The organism is Sulfurisphaera tokodaii str. 7, from assembly GCF_000011205.1.
GTDB lineage: Archaea > Thermoproteota > Thermoprotei_A > Sulfolobales > Sulfolobaceae > Sulfurisphaera > Sulfurisphaera tokodaii.
The window spans coordinates 1,573,785-1,592,763 of record NC_003106.2; the positions used below are offsets into that span (position 1 = coordinate 1,573,785).

Consider the following 18,979-nt stretch of genomic DNA (forward strand, 5'->3'; position numbering starts at 1 on the left):
ATTTAGAGTCTAAACTGATTTTTGATTTTACGCTAAAGTTAAAGAAAGATATGCTGAATTAACATGAAAATAATGAATTATACAAAGGATTAATACAGTTAAGGTTTTAATTTTTAGTTCATAATTTATTCTATGAATTGTATCGAGCTTAGAAATGTAGTCAAGAAATACGGTAAAGTTACTGCGTTAAATAATGTTTCGTTTACGATTGAATGTGGAGAAAAGGTGGCACTTTTAGGACCTAACGGAGCAGGTAAATCGACTACTCTCAAACTAATCGTCGGTTTATTAAGACCGGATAATGGAGAAGTTCTTGTCAAAGGATTAGATCCCTTTTCTACTAAAGCTAGGGGGATAATTGGATATTTACCAGAAGATGCAAGCCCCTATTTGATGCTTACTGTTAGAGAGAATTTGGAGTATATTGCTTCATTAAGAGGAGTAAATAATGTTAAGGATAAGGTTGACAAACTCTTAGATTTTTTAGCTCTCAGACAGTACGAGAAGAATAGGGTTATGTCTCTATCTAGAGGTAATAGGCAGAAATTGGCTTTGGCTTTAGCCTTAATCCATGATCCAGAAATACTGCTTTTAGATGAGCCTTTGAATTATTTGGATATACCAACTCAAGAGAGGGTTATATCACTGCTAAATTCCATGACTAATGCTACTATGCTGGTTTCAACTCATATAATGTCTATAGCCAGAAGACTAGCCAGTAAGGTAATAGTATTATCTAATGGTCAGGTAGTATGGCAAGGTAATATATCTGACCTGAAGAAGTTTGGTGAGGAGAATGAACCTATTGAATCTATAGTTGCGAGGTTGATGGAAAGTGTTAAGTAAATTAGTGAAACTTATTTTATTCAGTAGATTCTCGAAAGGGGGACTTATAGCATTAATAGTAATAACTGTTCTTATTTCACTATATAGTATTATACCGACGATTTCAAAAGGTATACATTCAGCACTACCTAGTTACTACAGTATCGTTTATATTACCGCCTTTTACATTCTCTTCGCTTACATTTCTGGATTCACTCTAATGAAGGCAGACTTAGATTATTTGTTCACATTACCTATAGATAGAAAGAAATTAGGCATAGCTTTGTACATTTCAAATTTAATAATTTATTTAGTATTTATAGTTTATTTGACATCATTTTCCTATAGTTCTGGGTTGTTGATAATATCCCCTCTATTAGGTATCTCTCTACTCTCACTAAATCTTACTTTACAAGAGGTTAGGACGAGTTATAAAATTCTAATAATAGTAGCGGTAGCGTTATGGCTCTTGTCACCGCTATTCGGTTTTGAATACTCTCCTACTTCAGCAGCTTTCGGCTACTTATACGAAAGTCTCTCAGTTACATTACCATATACCGTGATGTTAACGATTATATCAATAAGGAAAATAGGGAACTATGACCAAATACTAATGAAAAAGGTATCGAGAACTTCTGGGATAGTGGAACATCCCATATCTTTTACGACTTCAAGTCCATTTAAGGCGATTTTACAACTAAAATTAACCTATTTCTCCTTAACCGGTAGAACTGGTTTCTACACTTTTTCTGGGAATTACAGTATGAAGGTAGTCAAGATGAATTGGATCATCTTAATAACTTCAGTATTAGCAGTTGTTTACTTCATAGTGTTTAGGTACTTGATTTTAACTTCTATTGAATCATTAAATGCGGGAGTATCCATAGTCATCTCATATATAACAATTTTCTCAACACTTTTCGTGAGCATGAGTAACCTAATGAGTGAAAGACTTTGGCTTACAGTACCTTCAATAGGCTATAAGTTCTTTAGATATTTAATGATTGCTACTGGAGTTCAAAGCCTCATAATAAACATTCCGTTCGCAATATCTAGTTTTGTACTCTCGGTCTGGAACCCTGTTTTCCTAAAAATAGGGATTGCCTTATTACTCTATACTCCACTAGTATGTATGCTATATACTTACCTATTAGCTTTGACTATCCCTATGCAACTAAAGGACGAGTTTAACCCTATTAATATAGAAATTAGGGGAAAGAATTTTCTAATGGGGTTTGTATTTGGTATTATTGTAATACCAATACTATTCGTAATATTTGCATCTCTTCTTATATTAGGAATCAGTGTCCTTGTACTAGCAATACTGTCCGTTTATTTGTTACAAGATAAGATGATATCCAAGGTAATTAGTAAAATGACCGAAGCTGGATATGTCTAGCCTATGGCTATTTCATAATTTTTAACTTGAATTTTAAGAATAATAATTAATAAATTGAAGGAATTAGCAAGATGGGTAAATTAGCTAGAAGTTTTTGACAAAGTGTAAGAGAAATTCATCTCGGTTTTCACTCTCTAATAGATTTTTCTCAAGATGATACTCTATACGATTATGAACTCTAACTATGGCATATAATATATATTATAGGATTAAATTTCTTGAAATTTTGTTTTTCCCATTATGCTGAGAATCAGGGTAGTATTATTGATAGCTGTGTTTCTTTTTAGATTACCTTATATAACTACTTGTATAGTGTAAATTTAAGTATTAAAGAAATTAGTGGATAATTATATTTTCACAAATGTGAAGTGAATATTTATAAATACTGAAAATAAGTTGTAATGTGTGGTATCAAAATTAACGATAATTCTTATTGTTCTATTAGTTATTGCTGTTGGGCTTTATTTTTACGCTAATCAATCGCCTAAAATAATAAAATCAAAAATTCAGATACTATATTCCTCAGACAATTGGACAATAGATAAGCACCTTTCCTTCACGTATTATCGCGGATTTGGATACACTTTTTTCAATCTTACTTTTAAAAAGAATTTAACAATTCCTACCATCCCTTTTGATTCGCCATTAAGTGCAATTTATCCAACTTTAGAAGTAATTTCTACTTTTTCGAGTAATGGAACTTTAGAGGTTTTAACCCAAAATCAGTCGGTACTCATTATAGCGGAAATTAATTATAATAGCACGCGATTTGTAAACGTTTCTCTTTCAATCTTACCATCTTCTAACGTAACTATAAATGGTACTTATAATGGTTTTAAATACTATTATTCTAATAATGAATATGAATTGGAAAACTCGCTTTACGGAGAGTCAATATATCCTGAAAGTGGAATAGTACTTATTAAGGGAGATCAAGCTTATGTAATAGAAACATCTGGATTTTTCTCTTCTATACAATCTCTACTACAGATTTTTTCTCAGTTAGAAAATGTGACATATACAGTTGAAGCTACAGAAATTAATCATTAAAAAGAGCATAACCTTTATACTTTTGCCCTTCTTTTATCACATACATTATATGTTGTGGTGATAAGTTTTCTATGTCATTTAAGGGATCAGCGTTTAATACGATTACATCAGCGTTATAACCTTCTCTTATTCTGCCAACATTGTGTAATCCTAGGCATTCACTAGCTATAGAAGTTGCAGATTTTAATACTTCTACATTTGGCATATATCTTGAAAGTAGTACAGCTTCTCTATAATTTTTTCCGTGAGGTCTTTGTTTAGATCCTACATAATCAGTTCCCAATGCAATTTTCAAACCTTTAGATATTGCAATTCTCATATCTTCAGTGAAGTGCCTTTTAACTAGTTCTTCTCTAAATGGTCTAACTATTGGATCTACTTCAAATGGTATTTCGTAAGTCGCTAATGTAGGTATATAACATACTCCTTTTTCTTTAATTAAAGTGGCAGATTCCTCATCTAAGCCTAAACCATGTTCTATCGTATCAACTCCAGCTAGGACTGAGTTCATAATAGCTTCCTTCCCATAGGCATGAGACGCAACTTTAAGTCCATTTCTATGAGCCTCTTCAACAATTGCTTTTAACTCATCTAGTGAAAATCCCGGCATTATTTTTCCTCCTTGAGAAAATGCACCAGAAGCATAAACTTTTATTACTGTTGCACCCTGCCTTATCGCCATTCTTACGGCCTTTCTGCACTCATATGGGGAATCACAATAGAAGGAATATGAAAGCCTTTGAGCTATGTCAATAGGTAATGATTTGGGGTCATCATTACCTCCAGTTATTGATAACGAGTATCCAGAAGCAATGACAGTAGGTCCTATGATCTCACCTTTTCTTTGTAATCTGGCTAAATTAACCGCTACTTTACTCCCTAAATCCCTAACGGTTGTAAACCCCGATCTTAAAATCCTTTCCATATCTCTCGTACTTCTTATAGCGACGTCAATTTCGTTAACGAGATTCCATGACAGAAGATTATCCTCATCTACACCGAAGAAATGTATATGGGTATCAATTAAACCAGGCATTATGAAATTTCCGTATATAACTTCTCCTTCTTTACTCTCTTCTTCTACTATTTTGACTATTTTATCTCCATCTATAACAACAGTTCCCTTTTCAATTATTTTCTCTCCATCAAAAATCTTTCCAATTAAACTTATCATAAAATATTAACGTAAAAAGAAAATATTTAGCTTATGGTACCAAGAGGAGACTAAAAGATGTTTTGATTATATATTTCTGTCATATAATAGTTTTTTATTTTTCCTCTCGTCTTAATATTTATGATCGTTGAGGTGAGAAATGTTTGGAAATTTTATGGAAAGCTCATTGCTAATGAGAATATTTCAATGTATATAAATGAGGGGGAAATTGTTTCCCTTTTAGGTCCTAATGGTGCAGGGAAAACAACTTTAGTAAAACAAATATATGGTGAGTTAATTCCAGATAAGGGTGAGATAAAAGTATTTAGTAAAAAAGCTACTGATAGAAAAGTGAAGAAGTTAATGGGTGTTGTACCACAGGATACTGAACCTTTTGGTGATTTAACGGTTTGGGATAACATATATTACATAGGAAGGATAAAAGGGTTAAGCAGGATTCAAGCTATAAAAAATACTGAAGAATTGATAGAAAGACTGGATCTTATAGACGAAAAGAAAAAATTTGTAAGAGATCTATCTGGTGGTTTAAAGAGAAGGACGTTAATTGCAATGGCTCTAGTTAATAATCCTAAGCTTTTAATTTTGGATGAGCCAACAACTGGTTTAGATCCAGAAGCCAGAAGAGAGGTATGGGATTTACTAATTAGCCTTAAGAAAGAGGGAAGAAGTATGTTACTTACAACTCATTACTTAGATGAAGCTGAGAGACTTGCAGATAGGATTTATCTTATCAATAGGAAAGTGATACTTGAAGGAACTCCTTCTAGTCTAAAAGAGAAATTCTCTACGTGGTATGAAGTTATAGATTATTCATCTGGAAAAATTTTGAGAGTGAAAGGAGAAGAAGAGTTGAAGAAAGTCATTATGAGTATTCAAGGAAAGTTCGAAGTTAAGCTACCTTCGTTAGAGGAGATTTATTTGGAGGTAATAAAGGATGTTACGTGAATTCATTCATTTAATAATTATGCAATTTAAGATGATTAAGGCATATTTACCAGCTGTAATTTTTTACTCAATATTTTTCCCATTAGCCTTTATGTTCTCTTTTGGCTTAATTACTTTCTCAAAATATCTAGTTTATTTCATCTCTGGTACAATAACTTTTTATATATCAATTGGCGTGTTTGTTAGCACTACTCAAACTTTATCTAGTGAGAGAAGAGAGGGAAGATTTTCTCTCATCGTTGCTTCAGGTATATCGAGGGAATTGTATGCAATAAGCATTGCGATAGCTCAAGGTATTTCAACACTAATTATGATTCCGGTAATAGTTATCTTAGGGGATTATATTTTGCATATTGTGTTAAAATCTGTAATTTACCTATTGTTAAGCGTTATAATCGGAATTTTCACCTTTTCTATGTTAGGAATAACTTTAGGTTTAGGGATTAAGAATTATTACGCGGTTGTTCAGTATTCTCAAATTTTAGGATTTGCATTAACCTTTTTTGCCCCAGTTTATTATCCAATTACTTTTATACCAGCCCCATTTAGATACCTAACTTACTTAGAACCAACAACATACATGTCGGAAGCTATTTACAATTCATTCGTAGGGAATCCAGTATCTTTATTGTGGAATTTAGGATGTCTAATTTACGGCATCGCATTAATGATAATAAACACTAGAATACTAAAATCAACGTAAACACATTATATACTTTACAAAGAATCTACAAGGAGCATTATTTACTATAATTACATGTGTATATAATTCATAATTTTATCTTTTCTCTTTGGCTTAATGGAATCTAGAGTAGTGCTTTAGATAAAGCAGAAACTTATGAATATTACAACTCATTCATCCTACTTTTTAATCCTCTTAGCGTTTGTAAACACACCTTCCCTAAATCAGTAATTTTACATGGCTTAGGTTTAGTCTCTTTACATTCTACATATCCCTGATTTTCAAGAAAATCTATTTGCTTAGAAATAGTAGGTAAAGATTTATTCAAAATTTTTGCTATATCATTCATATATACTTCTCCGTATTTTGACCCCAAATACTCTAAGATTTCGTATTCAGCATCTGAAGGTTTAGCTGGAATCATTACTGGTAACTCATATTTATAACTCATGTCCTCTGTATAAGAATATGCTTTCACTCTTTTTCCTAAAGTCTTCGCTAATATAGCATAAAAATAGAGTGCTAAGTTAAGTATTCTCATACCGCCAATTATATAAAATTCTAAATTATTTCTAGTCCATAAAAGATCAGAGATCTGATAAACAATGAAATCAAAGGGTTCTTTAATTGAGATATATTTAGGATGTCCACTTATCCCAATAGCTGATAAGTATTTAAGAATTGAATCCATAGTCTCTTGTGCTTGTCTTTTCCTAAATTCTTCTTCTGAAGTTACAGAGAAAATAGCTACATCTAATACATCTTTAATCCCCCTTTCAGTTATAGCTCTAATTATGTATTCTGCTGTAAAACCTACACCAAAGACAAGCGTTACCTTCTCTTCCATATGTAATCAGAGTAGAACATAAATTAAAGTTTGACTATAACGTCAAAGATTAGTTTTAAATAGGTTGCGAAATAGTATAACACTATGCCTTGCAGAGGTTTACATTCTATTCCTGCAGGACCAGTTGAATTCCCAGAAATTGCCACTGTTTATGTAATGTGTGGCGAAAAATTAACAGTCATGATTGATGCTGGAGTTAGTAACTCTATAGCGGACTTTTCATTCTTAGATAAACTTGACTATATTGTTCTTACTCATCTTCATATAGACCATATTGGTTTATTGCCAGAGCTTTTGCAAGTTTATAAAGCAAAGGTTCTGGTAAAAAGCGGTTTTAAGAAATATTTAACCAGTGAGGATGGCCTTAAGAAATTAAATGAATCTGCTGAAAAAGTTTTAGGAGATCTTTATTATGTTTATGGTGGGTTAGAAAAGAAGCTTGATCAAGATAAAGTGATAGAAGTAGAGGGTAATGAGGAATTTGACTTAGGCGGATATAGGATGAGATTAATTTATACACCAGGTCACGCGAGACATCATATGTCGGTTCTTGTAGATGATTTTCTGTTTACTGGAGATAGTGCTGGAGCTTATTTTAATGGAGTCGTTATCCCAACAACACCGCCAGTAATAGACTATAAAATGTACATGGAAAGTTTAAAGAGGCAAATAGAGTTAAAGCCAAAAGTTGTAGGATTTGCCCATGGCGGTTTAGTTTCTCCTAAAATAATGGAAGAACATTTAAAACAAATGCTAAGTAAAGAAGAAATACAGATAAATGTTGATATTGGAGGAGTAGCTGGAGAAATATTGAGAAAACAGATAGAAGTTAACTTAAGAGGATTAAGAGAAAGTAAGAAATCTATTTAATATTATTAAGTGGAAATTTGTAGATTAATTATACTAAAAACTGTTCATGGATAGATTGAAAGAGTTCTCATCTTCAGTTATCTTAAAATAAATAGTAAAGCTTTCCTTCTCTAACCTATTTTTGTGAAAATAAATACATATTTCTAAATATTAAAATATTAAAAAATAAAAAATATCTTAATTACATTACTTTAATATTTTGTTTAATTTTGTTTAGAGTATCTGGGGGTATTGAAGATAAATTATGAGACATTTTAGCATGAACCATTAATTCATCTAACAATTCTTCTTCAGAATCTGCATTAACTATTTCGAATCCGCAGTTCATTCCCACGCTTGCACAACTAAACGAGTACTTTCCTGATTTCTTTATATTTTGCTTTATTTTTGCAAGTAATTCAGATGGTATTGAGGTTATTCCATGGCTAGACTTGGCATGAATTTTTAGCATTTCTAATAGCTCATCTTCACTACTAGCGTTCTTTATTTCGAATCCGCAGTTCATTCCTACACTTCCACAACTAAACGAATATTTAGGCATATTTCTTCTTTTCTTTACGGGTTATATAAAAAAGCGTTAAAATGTTTCTAATTAATCCTTAAAACTATCTTATCAAAATGTTTGATATGGTATTTGGATTTGGAAGGAAAAAGAAGTTTGAGTTTCAATGTTCTAGCATAGGTATGAGCTGCGGATTTGAGATAAAGAACGCTTCTACAGAAGATGAGCTTATGGAAATTTTAAAGATTCATGCTAAAAAAGCCCATGGATTAAGTGAAATTCCACAAGACGTAATAAATAAAATTAAACAAAATATAAAGAAAGTGTGAAAACATGGATTTAATAGACAAGAGAATTCTTTTTTATTTTTTGAGAGATGGTAGAATATCACAAAGGCAAATAGCTTCACTTCTAGGTCTTACTCCGGCAAGTCTAAATTATCGTTTTAAGAAATTAATGGATGATGGAATATTAAAAGGATTTAAGCTGTATGTAAATCCTAATTTTTATGGAAAAATACAGATTTATATTGCATTCAAAAATTATAATGACATAGATGGAGAATTTATTTCGTTTAAGTTAAAGTGCCTTGAATGGTTAAACGTGTATGGAGTTCAGGCAAAGGATAACATAGAACTTAAGGACAGACTAAGTTATATGGCTAAAGAATTGGGTGATCCAGTACTTTCTTATTTCCCACTTCAATCTCTTTTTAAACCATCGAACTTAGATATTAAAATCGTAGAAGAGTTGAAAAAAGATCCAAGAATTCAGCCAGTTGATATAGCTGATAAGCTGGGAGTTAGCAGTAAACTAGTGGAAAAACATATAAGATATTTAAGGCATAGAGGTTTAATCCTTGTTGTACCAGAAATAGAACTTGGTAAAACTGATATTGTAATATTCTCTATGTTTTCTCAGAAAATAGAAGATATTTCAGTGGTTTTACAAGACTGTAAAATTTGGCAATTTACCGATGGTTATGCTGGTATTACAGTATGTTATGCTGATAATATGGAGAGAGCAAGAAAATATATAAGCGCCGCTAGGGATGTGGATAAAGACGCTGACGTCATGATAATTTATGATTATATTTTTAAATGAGCTTTTCGTTAGAACAATTTTAATGAAATTATTTATATTCAACTTAGAAACATGGCACTATGGTTTACGAGTGCTGTGGAGAAAAATTTGAGAAAGAGAAAGAATTTAAAAAACATATTAGGAGTAGGTATTGGCATAGGATTAACTACTCAACCAGTACTAAAGTTTTGTTAAATAGGGATGAGGTTTTCAATATAGTAAAGAATCCTAAATTAATTTTCGGAATAAGTAATTTAATAATTCCAATAGATCAGAAGAGGGCTATATTATATTTACCTTTCAAGAGAATTAAAACTGGAACTATATTAAAGAGGGCTATAATAGGCAATTTAGAAGGACCAAAACTAGATTTTGACATGCTAGAATATAAGTTTAATTCAGATAAGTTAGTATATGAAATATCATTTAGACTAAAGAGATTAACAGAAGATCAAACTGAAGTTTATATATTATCGTCTATGGCTGTAAACATAGGAATTTTAGGTAGGATTATGCCAAGTGAAGTTATTAAAGCATTACAAAGCATTGTTACGCCAGAAATTCTTGCCGAAAATTTGGTAAGTAACATTAAATCGTTATAACTAGACTTATTTTTGATCTTAATTATTTTTGAATAATATTATTCCTTGAATAAGGCAACATAAGTGTGCTAGAGTACAATAAATACATAAACTTCCTATTAATATCTCTGTATAGATTAGATACATAGAGAATATAGCACCTACAATCCATAAATATCTGAGTATTTCTTCTATTCCGATAAGCCAAAGTATTGTCATAATTGAAAAGTATATTAACCCTAGTAAAGAGTCAGGTATTCCTAGAAAATGCGAATACACGCTTAACTCAACTTTATGGCAATCTATTATAGCAGACACATTACAATATGTTGGGATTTTTTCTAACAATAGATGTAAATATAGATATAAAGAATCAGCAATACCTACTATAGAAAGCCCTAGCCCTATTTTTCTATGCGTAGTTCCTCACCTATGTATATGTTAGGAATGTAATCATTTTGTATAAAATGTGAACATACAGAGTAAGGTTTTCCTCCATCCACCTTACATATCATTTCTGTTATTAGATTAGCTTCTGCATAAATTTCTTTATAAATTTGACTATTAGGATTATGAAGTTGCTCTATTACGTAAGTCCAGTTATGATTAGATAGTAAGCCTGGATCAATACTAGTTCCAACTTTATAATAATATCCTATTACAATAAATGGAATTGATAAGTTTGCGTAATTACTCCAAACATAATATACTTGATTAGGAACTTTTTCAAGTGGTTGGTAATCTCTATCTTGGTACTCAATTCCATAAAATGTTATGTAAGGACTTGAATAAGTGGCATTAACAAAAGTGAAAGTGGGAGTATTAGGATAGACATCAGTAGAGCTTGAAAGCATGTATTCTAAGCCGGAAAAATTACCAAATCTAAGAAGAGCTATTATCAATGCCCATCTTTCAGCTGCACAGTAAGGACACCATTCTGCACCTACAAAGATGACTGCCGGTTTACCGTTTGAAGAGAAATTGAGAGGAGATACTTTAAAGTAGTACGTAGGTAATGCAGTAATATTATATCCTTGATTACTTAACTCTATTAACTGATTATACAAATTATTAGGTATGGTTTTTCCTATTGTGGAAGTTGTTGTAATTTTTGTTGACGAGAAAATCTCTACTCCTATAATAACAATTATTATTAAAATAGCTAAAATTATGTATCTTAAATTTCGTCTTGTCATAAATTTACGGGATATAACATCTTATATTAGTTTACGTTAGAAAATTTTAAACACATGTTTATAGATAGTTGAAAGATCTTTTTTATTAGTGATTTGAAAAAATGAAAAAAGAGAAGAGAGCTGTATCTAATATAGTTTTTGCAGGAGTAGTAATAGTATTAATAATAATAGCAGCTATTGGGTTCGCACTATATGCTACTAAAAAACCATCTACAGTTACTACTACTTCAATAAGTAGTCTCACAGTTACTCAGACTAGTACTACTACTTCAACAGTCACCCAGACTTCTACACAAACTGTTACCCAGACTACTACACAAACTACTACTGTGGTAAGGCCTATAACTGTAAATGCTAGTGGTGCTTTCTATGATGGACAAGTAATAACATTCTTATATACTGCACAGTTTATGTGTACTCCTAATGCAACGGTTTTCTTCCCTAATGCTGTAAATCAAAGTAAAGTAGCTATGGGTTGTGAAGTAGGGGCTGGTAATATATCAGCATTTCCAAAGGGTGCCGCACCAGTATTTGTACTAGTGCCAGCATTTGCTGGTTTATCAATATTTGGAGTACAAAGCTTAGGTGCAACACCTCAAGGATTCCCAGTATTTAAGTATAACGGAGAAAACTATACAATTTATACTCAATGTGGTGCTGCTCTTACTCCTACAGCATGTCCAGACCACATGAGTTTAATATATTCTCCAGCCTTTACTATAGTTGAGCAATATTTAGGAATAAAGAATGGTGTTTTTGGATTACCAGAAGGAGTATTACCAACTCCAGCACACGATCATTTAGTAACATTTACAACTAATACTTCTATACCATGGTATATTGTAGTAGTCTTAGTCTTTAACCCCAATATATTCCCTAATCCAATAACTGGTCAATGCCAACAAATAGTTCCATCAAACCAAACTGATCCTACACAATACTGCTTAAATAGTATTAGTGCATTAGAACAAGCAATGCAGACTTATGATAGTGCTGTTGCAACTGCAAATGCAAATAATCCAATTTGGTTAGCTTTAGGTAAACCTGGCTTAGATGTTGTTGTACCCGGAATAACATCACCATCACAATTATTTAGTGCTACAAACTCTAACATGGTATTATTCTTTAGCGATCCAGATATATATCCATATCCTATTTAGGAAGTGATAAGTTATGAATAAGATAAATAAGTTAATTTTTTCTTTTCCATCAAAAATTTTAAATAAATCATATATTTTAGCTTTAATTATAGTTCCTATTACTATATTCTTTCCAATACCTTCAGTAATATTCACTTTAATATTTGTAGGATTACTCTTTCAAGGGCTTTATTTACAGAGACTTATGTCCACGAACAAACCTTATATGGTTATTGAAATTCTTGCGATCCTATCATTTATATATGCTATGTTATTCTTCAAAGAATTATATAATTTAACAAACTTAATCTTTTTATCTTACCTAATTCCAGTTTCACTATGTATTTTTAGGCTTAGAAGGGAAATTAGGATAAAGATTAGTTATTTAGAAAACTCAAAAGTAGCTTTTCTTCTTTTGCTTTCAGCCTTTGTATTAGTTTGGTTTGCGAGCGGATTCTTAGATCTAGTAACAACAACTATCTCTCTGTTTGGTCAATTCGGCTCTTCCTTTATATTGTTAGACGCATTATCTGCCTTTGCCTCAGTTACTGCAAGTTCGTGGTTTATGATAAGCATGGGAATTTGGTTAGGAATACTTGGAATATTTAGGGTTATTGAATATAATAAATTGGAAAATAAGATAAGATATCTGCTAATGATGTTTGCTTACGCATTTTACAGTATTTATCTGCCATCATTTTCACCAATTTCGAATGAAGTTCAATATATTCCTTACATGTGGTTTAATGGTCTTGGGACTTATGGGCCTGTGGAGCCTTCATACTTATTTGACGGTATAATAGGTACTTTTGTAGTTACCGCAGTATTATCATTTATGTTTGGTTCAAGGCAAATATGTTCTGTGACATGTACGGCACCATATATGTTACAAGGAACATTCCTTGACTCTATGAAAAAGTATAACAGATCTTCAAAAATCGGAAGAAAGACTTTAACCTCTAGGTTAAGCTCATGGTATAAATGGGTAATGATTTTAACGTGGTCTTCTTTATTGGTATTTGCCGTTCTCTCGTACTTAGATTATGAGGGTATTATAACTTTTTCAATTTTAGGCAATGATCCTACAGTATTTTATGCAAGCTTGTATTTTAACGTAATTTGGTATATCCAATTCATGTTAATGCCATTTCTGGGGAATTATGCTTGCGTAAACAACGGGATTTGTGCTTGGGGCTCATTTAATCAATTATTTGGATATTTAGGATTTTTCAAGCTTAAAATAAAAGATCCTAAACAATGTTTAAATTGTAAAACAGTAGATTGTGCGAATGCTTGTCCAGTAGGTTTAACAGATATGAGGGCATCTTTCATAAAGAAAGGAGAATTCAAATCATTCAAATGTATAGGTGTAGGAGATTGTATAGAAGCTTGCCCTTATAATAACATAATGTTTTATGATTTTAGATCTTGGATTAGATCAAAGTTAAATAAGAAGGGGATAATTAAAGATTCTGTTGAATTACATTAGTATTATATGCTAAATATGCTGAAATATATTCAAAGATATAATGGTAAAATAATTTTTTATTCTTTGATTTTCTTCTCATAATTATTGAAACATTTTAGTTTTCATAGAAACTATACTTACTAGTAACTTAAAGTAAAGTAATCTTTCTAAATTCGTATAAAACCTTAATAAGAATATTTTTCCATTAAAGTCTGACTTTATAAAAAAGTATTAATTTCACATAATAGATTCCTCATAACTCAGGTTATTTTCAGCTTCTGATTAGTGTATTAATAGGTGAATAAAAATAAATATTTAATAGTAATTGAATAAATAGAAGTATAAATGTCCATATGGTAATTGAAACGTAGGTTATGATTTAAATAGCTAAATATTTTTTCTTAGTATAGTAATATTAACTCATCTTTGAGTTCTTCAGAAATAAATATATAAAATGGATTTTCTCTTATTTTTTTAATTACACTCTCTATTTCGTAATCCTTTGGTCTTATAATACAAAACGCTCCCTGCCTAGGAAGAATATAATTAAAGAACTTCTCTTTATCCGAAATAATTTTAATAGGAATTATAAGCTTTTTAGAGAAATTAAAAAATTTCATGAGAGACTCTACATTATTAATATCTACTAATTCAACCATGCTGACACCTTTATAATCAACTAATTACATCTTTATAAACTTTGCTTAAATTTCTTTTAACAGGGTTTATTTTCCTTTATAAATAAATCTACGATATTTCCAAAGTCATTACTTTTTTTGGCTACTCTTATTATCGTATTAGTAAATTATAATATAATTAAAAAATTTACTATCTAGGTAAATTAATAGATTATGAATTTATAGTTTTTTCATAATAATTGCAAAAGACTAGTTTTACCTTAAGATGTTAAAATTGGGCGAGACAATCGAGGCCACAAGATATATTTTGTATCGATAAATATCATTTATCCTATGCATTTCCTATGAAAGGCATTATATATTCATTTAATCAAAACTTGTCTTAAGGTAAGGATAAAGAACGATAAAATTCCTATTCCTTGTAATGGTGAGGCCAATATAAAAATTGGTGTGGTAAAGCCAAAGTCGTATAGCAGTCTCATGATTAGTCCTATATTAAGTAAGAAAAATGGAATATATGAGGGCTTTACAGAAACCCTCTTTTGAAAAGCATTAACAAATAGATCCATTAAGACAACATCTACTCCAAAGACTGTATTGAAAAGGAAACCAACTGCAATTGAGTGAATGAATACATCATAGTTAGAAATGAAAATAGAACCAATCAGTAAATAAATCCATGCAGTAGTTAAATGTAATATTGGATATCTTCTTCCCTTTGGTCTGTAAAGTCCTGAAGCGTGAAATGATAAAAACCAAGCAAAGAGCATTAACACACTTTCTCTAAATCCCATCCCTACGACCAATAAAATGAAGGCCAATATGTTTTCCCAATTTCTTGAACTGGATATTTTAATTCTAGTTACTAATCCTATATCCCTAGTCATGACTGCAAATATCATACTTGTTGGAAATATTAGATTCAAATAAGGTATTGCATATCCTAACCCAATTTGAACTGAGATTATAACAATTGTTATCATTAAAGAATAGAAAAGTAACCAGTTATAAACAGTCGGGTTTATTCCTATTCTTGATTTTCCAAGATATTCTTGCGAGTAGTAAAGTAAAATATTCATCGCAATAAGAATAAAAATAAATCCCAACTGTTGGTTATAGAAAAATGAGATTATACCGAGAATTGTAAATACTAGATAAGACGCTATCAGCCGATTATCTGCAGTTTTTCCACTCCATTCTATGCTTAACGCTACGAATATTTCATTTCCAATTAGTGAACCAAAGAAACCATATATCATTATAAACCAGTGTGCTGGAAATAAACTACTTGTCGGATCTATAAAGAATCCTTGCATATTCATAAATTCGAAAACTGCTGGTATACCCCCAAATAGTAGAAGTGTTATTCCTGAAATCATAAGTAATAGTGGTAACTTCATATGTTTCGATTTGTTTATGTGAGTTTAATATAATATACCTAAAAGATTAGGGGTGAGGTGAGCTTGTCGTTCATTTTGTCAGTCTTTGTGACACTTGTTACGGTCACAAGTAATTATAGTCAAATAATATTTGTAATATTATTTGAACTCATAAAATTTCATTTGAACTATCTTTTGTACACTTTTAATTATCAGTGAAATTAGAGTTACTCTAATTAAATCCTTTATCCTACTTTATCAAGATAGTATTTAACTACTTTTCTTAAAGCTCTCCGTAATATTTCTTCCAGAGTTGGTGCAGAAACGTTCAATCTATTAGCCAATTCGGTTAAAGTTATGCCTCTATCATCATCAAAGTACCCTAATCTATAAGCCAATTTTAATATTTCCATCTGTCTCTCAGTCAACTCGTTACCAGTTATCTCGTTTGTACTTATTACAGTAACCTTAACTCCTTGACTTGTTAGCTTTGATAAAAACTCCTTTAATGAGGAAGTATTAGGAATTAAGAGAGTATAAAGTAAAGTTCTCTCTTTAACAACTTTTATCTTTTCTACAACAACGTCAGAGGTATAAAGCACTTTACATACAGAACAACCATTTGTTCTAACCCATATTCTGTTATCTGAGAGCCTTAATACCTTACTATTACCCGATTTAAGTTTTAACACATCTTCATTTTTAACTTTGTTATCGAATAATACTATATGATCAGTTACATTATCTCCTAGTTTAACATTCTCTACGCTTGCTTTTAGGCCCATAGTAGATATAAGCTTCATTACCTCACAAGGATGATCCTCTATCAATAGAGTAACTTCAAACGGTGATTTAGGCATATACTATAACTCGTCAACTCGCTTTAAATATCTTATCTAGAAATTCCTTTAATGCTACAGCATTATTATATGGTGATTTAGATGTATAAAGTAGAGTCACATTTTCCCCTTTTTTAATCAACTGTAATAAAATATCCAGTTTAGGATTCTTACTAAGTTCTTCAAAATATTTCTTTTTAAACTCTTCCCACTTATTAGGATCATGATTAAACCATGTTCTTAATTCATCGCTAGGCGCTATATCTTTAAGCCATACATCTACCTTATCTTTCCTAACACCTCTAGGCCATAATCTATCAACCAATATCCTAATCCCGTCATCTTTTTCTACTGGATCATAAATTCTCTTTATTTTTAACATATCTCTCATTTCCTTTTTATCTAAAAACACTTTAAAATTACAGCCCTAATAGATTAGGTAATTGTTCCGGGTATGAATGATTAATAGCAATGTTAAACCAGCCCAGCTTCATCACCCTTCAGATCCTAGTGGCAATTCATCGTTCAACTATAATTAGCTAAGAGAAGAATAAAAATTAATATGAGAAAGAGCTGATTTACCTCATAGTGTTTACCCGTGGCGTAACTTATCCTTACTTTTAACTACTTCTAATTTCGCCATAGGCACCTTTGTTACCGTAAATTCAGTAATGATAAAATTTTATTATAGTAATATTTTCTTTATTATCCTAACTGAGAAATGATTTAAACAATCTAATTCGAGAGAATTTTAACTTATCTTAAAAATTAATCTTGGAAATTTAGTCAGAATAATATAGATCATATTCACTTAACCCAGTAAACTCAAAGTATCCTGAAAAGTTTCTCATATCAGTTATAATATCCTTTAATATATCACGTTCTATTTCTTTAGGAAATATTTTTTCTTCATTAAGATTGTGATCAATAACTATGCGAATGTATCTTTCAGCCCAATCCTTTCTTCTCTCCTTTAATACAGAGTTCCCATATTTTTCTATGAGTAAGTGATCATTAGAGAGGGGCTTAACATTAATCCCCATCTTTTCAAGAACTGGAAATACGTATTTATCCTCAATTTTTGCATGCCAATTGACAATAAAATAATGAGTATTTTCTAGCATCTTCCATCCTAACTCTATATTTAAGCATTCCTTGATCATTTGAAAGCGGACTCTAAGAATTGAATGCTCAAATTTCAATAGAGAAATTGGATCTATTATCATAATAAGAACTTTACAAAACTGAGAGTATTAGGTAATAAATATTTTGGTCAGATTTTAAGATAAGAAGCTCAACACATTTTGCTCCTTTATATGCAAGAAATCCTTTTACTTTTTTTCTTTCGTATTCCAAAATGATCAATTAAACTATTGCCAAGACGAGAATTTTTCTTATCTAATTTTATGAAATCAATCAAATTATCTTTTAAACTATAAGTTCACAATATTTTTATGGGCTATATAGATGCACATACGCATGTGTGGTTTAAGGAGGCTTTACCTAATGATTTCTTCGATAACAACTCTGGCTACAGCTTCACGCCTCCAAATCTTACAGATATTTTAAAGGAAATGGACAATGCAAATATTGATTATATAGTAATAATAGCTTATCCTAGTAGGGAGGTATGGAATACAAAAGAAGATTTCCCTATCAACATGATAAAAGTTGTAAAGGAATATGCAAATAGATTTTCCATTATTGGAGGAATAGAACCTAATAGGCTTACTTTACAGGAGGCAAAGGAATGGTTAGAAAAACAATATGAAGCCGGAGTATCTGGTTTTAAACTTCACCCTGTTCATTCCCACGTAAAGCCAAACGCATATAGAGAAGAAGAAGGGGGATTGAAACAACTTGAATTATTATATGAATTTGCACAAGACCACGAATTGCCAGTTATTATCCATACTGGGACAAGTATGTTCCTAAAAGCTAGGAATAAATATTCTGACCCTATAAATGTGGATGACGTTGCTGTGGATTTTCCGAAATTGAAAATTGTTATGGCTCATATGGGTAGGCCAAATTATGTTCCTACAGCGTTCCAATTAGTTAGGATAAGAAAGAACATATACGCAGAAATCTCTTCAATACCACCTAAGAAATTATTAGAATATTTAGCTAGACTAGAAGAAATAAGTTATAAAACTATTTACGGTAGTGACTATGGTGGTCCTGGGGTAAAGAGTATTAGTGAAAATTTAAGAGAATTTCTTTCACTAAATATTAGTGAGAAAGCTAAGTTAGATATTGCAAGCAATAACCCTAGATCAATGTATAAGCCTTTATCCGAATTGATGTAATTTCTATGGAAATTAAAGGATTAAATCACAAATTATTTTATCTTGGTCTATAA

Annotated in this window: 22 protein-coding genes; 12 read left to right on the plus strand and 10 right to left on the minus strand. The window is 31.1% G+C overall.

The genetic code is table 11. From position 1 onward, the window contains the following. Window positions 1-132 precede the first annotated feature (132 nt). From STK_RS08815 to STK_RS08825, 3 genes are all read left to right on the plus strand, one after another. Window positions 133-846 (plus strand): ABC transporter ATP-binding protein, encoded by a 714-nt coding sequence (locus STK_RS08815; RefSeq protein WP_010979631.1) that lies wholly within the window; start codon window positions 133-135, stop codon window positions 844-846. After that, window positions 836-2,224 carry a hypothetical protein gene (locus tag STK_RS08820; RefSeq protein ID WP_010979632.1) on the plus strand — a complete coding sequence of 463 codons (1,389 nt, stop codon included), beginning with the start codon at window positions 836-838 and terminating at the stop codon, window positions 2,222-2,224. Before STK_RS08815 ends, STK_RS08820 begins: the two co-directional genes overlap by 11 nt. A 405-nt stretch (window positions 2,225-2,629) precedes the next feature. After that, window positions 2,630-3,274: a hypothetical protein gene (locus STK_RS08825; protein WP_010979633.1), complete on the plus strand. Its 645-nt coding sequence runs from the start codon at window positions 2,630-2,632 to the stop codon at window positions 3,272-3,274. On the opposite strand, the gene STK_RS08830 is transcribed toward STK_RS08825, so the two are convergent. Then, complete coding sequence (locus STK_RS08830) at window positions 3,264-4,448, minus strand: metal-dependent hydrolase family protein (protein ID WP_010979634.1); 1,185 nt, start codon at window positions 4,446-4,448, stop codon at window positions 3,264-3,266. The two genes, STK_RS08825 and STK_RS08830, sit on opposite strands and share 11 nt — an antisense overlap. A 120-nt stretch (window positions 4,449-4,568) precedes the next feature. Here STK_RS08830 and STK_RS08835 point away from each other — a divergent pair, with 120 nt between their 5' ends. Both STK_RS08835 and STK_RS08840 read left to right on the plus strand, forming a co-directional pair. Continuing rightward, complete coding sequence (locus STK_RS08835) at window positions 4,569-5,393, plus strand: ABC transporter ATP-binding protein (RefSeq protein WP_010979636.1); 825 nt, start codon at window positions 4,569-4,571, stop codon at window positions 5,391-5,393. Next, complete coding sequence (locus tag STK_RS08840) at window positions 5,383-6,096, plus strand: ABC transporter permease (protein WP_010979637.1); 714 nt, start codon at window positions 5,383-5,385, stop codon at window positions 6,094-6,096. Before STK_RS08835 ends, STK_RS08840 begins: the two co-directional genes overlap by 11 nt. A 142-nt stretch (window positions 6,097-6,238) precedes the next feature. On the opposite strand, the gene STK_RS08845 is transcribed toward STK_RS08840, so the two are convergent. Further along, window positions 6,239-6,922 (minus strand): CRISPR-associated transcriptional regulator Csa3, encoded by a 684-nt coding sequence (locus STK_RS08845; RefSeq protein ID WP_010979638.1) that lies wholly within the window; start codon window positions 6,920-6,922, stop codon window positions 6,239-6,241. Between the two features lie 84 nt (window positions 6,923-7,006). Between STK_RS08845 and STK_RS08850 the strand changes: the two genes are divergently transcribed. Further along, window positions 7,007-7,792: an MBL fold metallo-hydrolase gene (locus STK_RS08850; RefSeq protein WP_010979639.1), complete on the plus strand. Its 786-nt coding sequence runs from the start codon at window positions 7,007-7,009 to the stop codon at window positions 7,790-7,792. A 181-nt stretch (window positions 7,793-7,973) separates the two neighbouring features. Here the strand turns inward: STK_RS08850 and STK_RS08855 are convergent, their stop codons facing one another. After that, window positions 7,974-8,333, minus strand: a complete 360-nt coding sequence (locus STK_RS08855) for a DUF1059 domain-containing protein (RefSeq protein WP_010979640.1) — start codon at window positions 8,331-8,333, stop codon at window positions 7,974-7,976. An 86-nt stretch (window positions 8,334-8,419) separates the two neighbouring features. Here STK_RS08855 and STK_RS08860 point away from each other — a divergent pair, with 86 nt between their 5' ends. From STK_RS08860 to STK_RS08870, 3 genes are read left to right on the plus strand one after another with little or no spacing between them, the layout of a single operon-like run. Then, complete coding sequence (locus tag STK_RS08860) at window positions 8,420-8,623, plus strand: DUF1059 domain-containing protein (RefSeq protein WP_052846978.1); 204 nt, start codon at window positions 8,420-8,422, stop codon at window positions 8,621-8,623. Window positions 8,624-8,627: 4 nt separating this feature from the next. After that, window positions 8,628-9,398 (plus strand): winged helix-turn-helix transcriptional regulator, encoded by a 771-nt coding sequence (locus STK_RS08865; protein ID WP_010979642.1) that lies wholly within the window; start codon window positions 8,628-8,630, stop codon window positions 9,396-9,398. Between the two features lie 59 nt (window positions 9,399-9,457). Next, window positions 9,458-9,979 (plus strand): hypothetical protein, encoded by a 522-nt coding sequence (locus tag STK_RS08870; RefSeq protein ID WP_010979643.1) that lies wholly within the window; start codon window positions 9,458-9,460, stop codon window positions 9,977-9,979. 18 nt (window positions 9,980-9,997) lie between these two features. Here the strand turns inward: STK_RS08870 and STK_RS08875 are convergent, their stop codons facing one another. Continuing rightward, complete coding sequence (locus tag STK_RS08875) at window positions 9,998-10,366, minus strand: vitamin K epoxide reductase family protein (protein WP_052846605.1); 369 nt, start codon at window positions 10,364-10,366, stop codon at window positions 9,998-10,000. Continuing rightward, window positions 10,363-11,154, minus strand: coding sequence for a DUF929 domain-containing protein (locus STK_RS08880; protein WP_010979644.1), 792 nt, complete (start codon window positions 11,152-11,154; stop codon window positions 10,363-10,365). Before STK_RS08880 ends, STK_RS08875 begins: the two co-directional genes overlap by 4 nt. Window positions 11,155-11,255: 101 nt before the next feature. On the opposite strand from STK_RS08880, the gene STK_RS08885 reads away from it, so the two are divergent. Both STK_RS08885 and STK_RS08890 read left to right on the plus strand, forming a co-directional pair. Next, window positions 11,256-12,314 (plus strand): hypothetical protein, encoded by a 1,059-nt coding sequence (locus STK_RS08885; RefSeq protein ID WP_010979645.1) that lies wholly within the window; start codon window positions 11,256-11,258, stop codon window positions 12,312-12,314. A 13-nt stretch (window positions 12,315-12,327) separates the two neighbouring features. Then, window positions 12,328-13,782 carry a 4Fe-4S binding protein gene (locus STK_RS08890; RefSeq protein ID WP_010979646.1) on the plus strand — a complete coding sequence of 485 codons (1,455 nt, stop codon included), beginning with the start codon at window positions 12,328-12,330 and terminating at the stop codon, window positions 13,780-13,782. 380 nt (window positions 13,783-14,162) lie between these two features. On the opposite strand, the gene STK_RS08895 is transcribed toward STK_RS08890, so the two are convergent. The 5 genes from STK_RS08895 to STK_RS08915 form a co-directional block, all read right to left on the minus strand. Continuing rightward, entirely contained in the window at window positions 14,163-14,420 is a 258-nt protein-coding gene (locus STK_RS08895) for a DUF4898 domain-containing protein (RefSeq protein WP_010979647.1), read from the minus strand. A gap of 341 nt (window positions 14,421-14,761) precedes the next feature. Beyond that, window positions 14,762-15,799: a hypothetical protein gene (locus tag STK_RS08900; protein WP_010979648.1), complete on the minus strand. Its 1,038-nt coding sequence runs from the start codon at window positions 15,797-15,799 to the stop codon at window positions 14,762-14,764. Between the two features lie 224 nt (window positions 15,800-16,023). Next, complete coding sequence (locus tag STK_RS08905; RefSeq protein ID WP_010979649.1) at window positions 16,024-16,638, minus strand: helix-turn-helix domain-containing protein; 615 nt, start codon at window positions 16,636-16,638, stop codon at window positions 16,024-16,026. 13 nt (window positions 16,639-16,651) lie between these two features. After that, window positions 16,652-16,999: a DUF488 domain-containing protein gene (locus STK_RS08910; RefSeq protein WP_052846979.1), complete on the minus strand. Its 348-nt coding sequence runs from the start codon at window positions 16,997-16,999 to the stop codon at window positions 16,652-16,654. 400 nt (window positions 17,000-17,399) lie between these two features. Further along, on the minus strand, window positions 17,400-17,843 hold the full coding sequence (locus STK_RS08915; protein WP_010979651.1) for a hemerythrin domain-containing protein: 444 nt from the start codon (window positions 17,841-17,843) through the stop codon (window positions 17,400-17,402). Between the two features lie 228 nt (window positions 17,844-18,071). Here STK_RS08915 and STK_RS08920 point away from each other — a divergent pair, with 228 nt between their 5' ends. Further along, window positions 18,072-18,926 (plus strand): amidohydrolase family protein, encoded by an 855-nt coding sequence (locus STK_RS08920; RefSeq protein WP_010979652.1) that lies wholly within the window; start codon window positions 18,072-18,074, stop codon window positions 18,924-18,926. Window positions 18,927-18,979 lie beyond the last annotated feature (53 nt).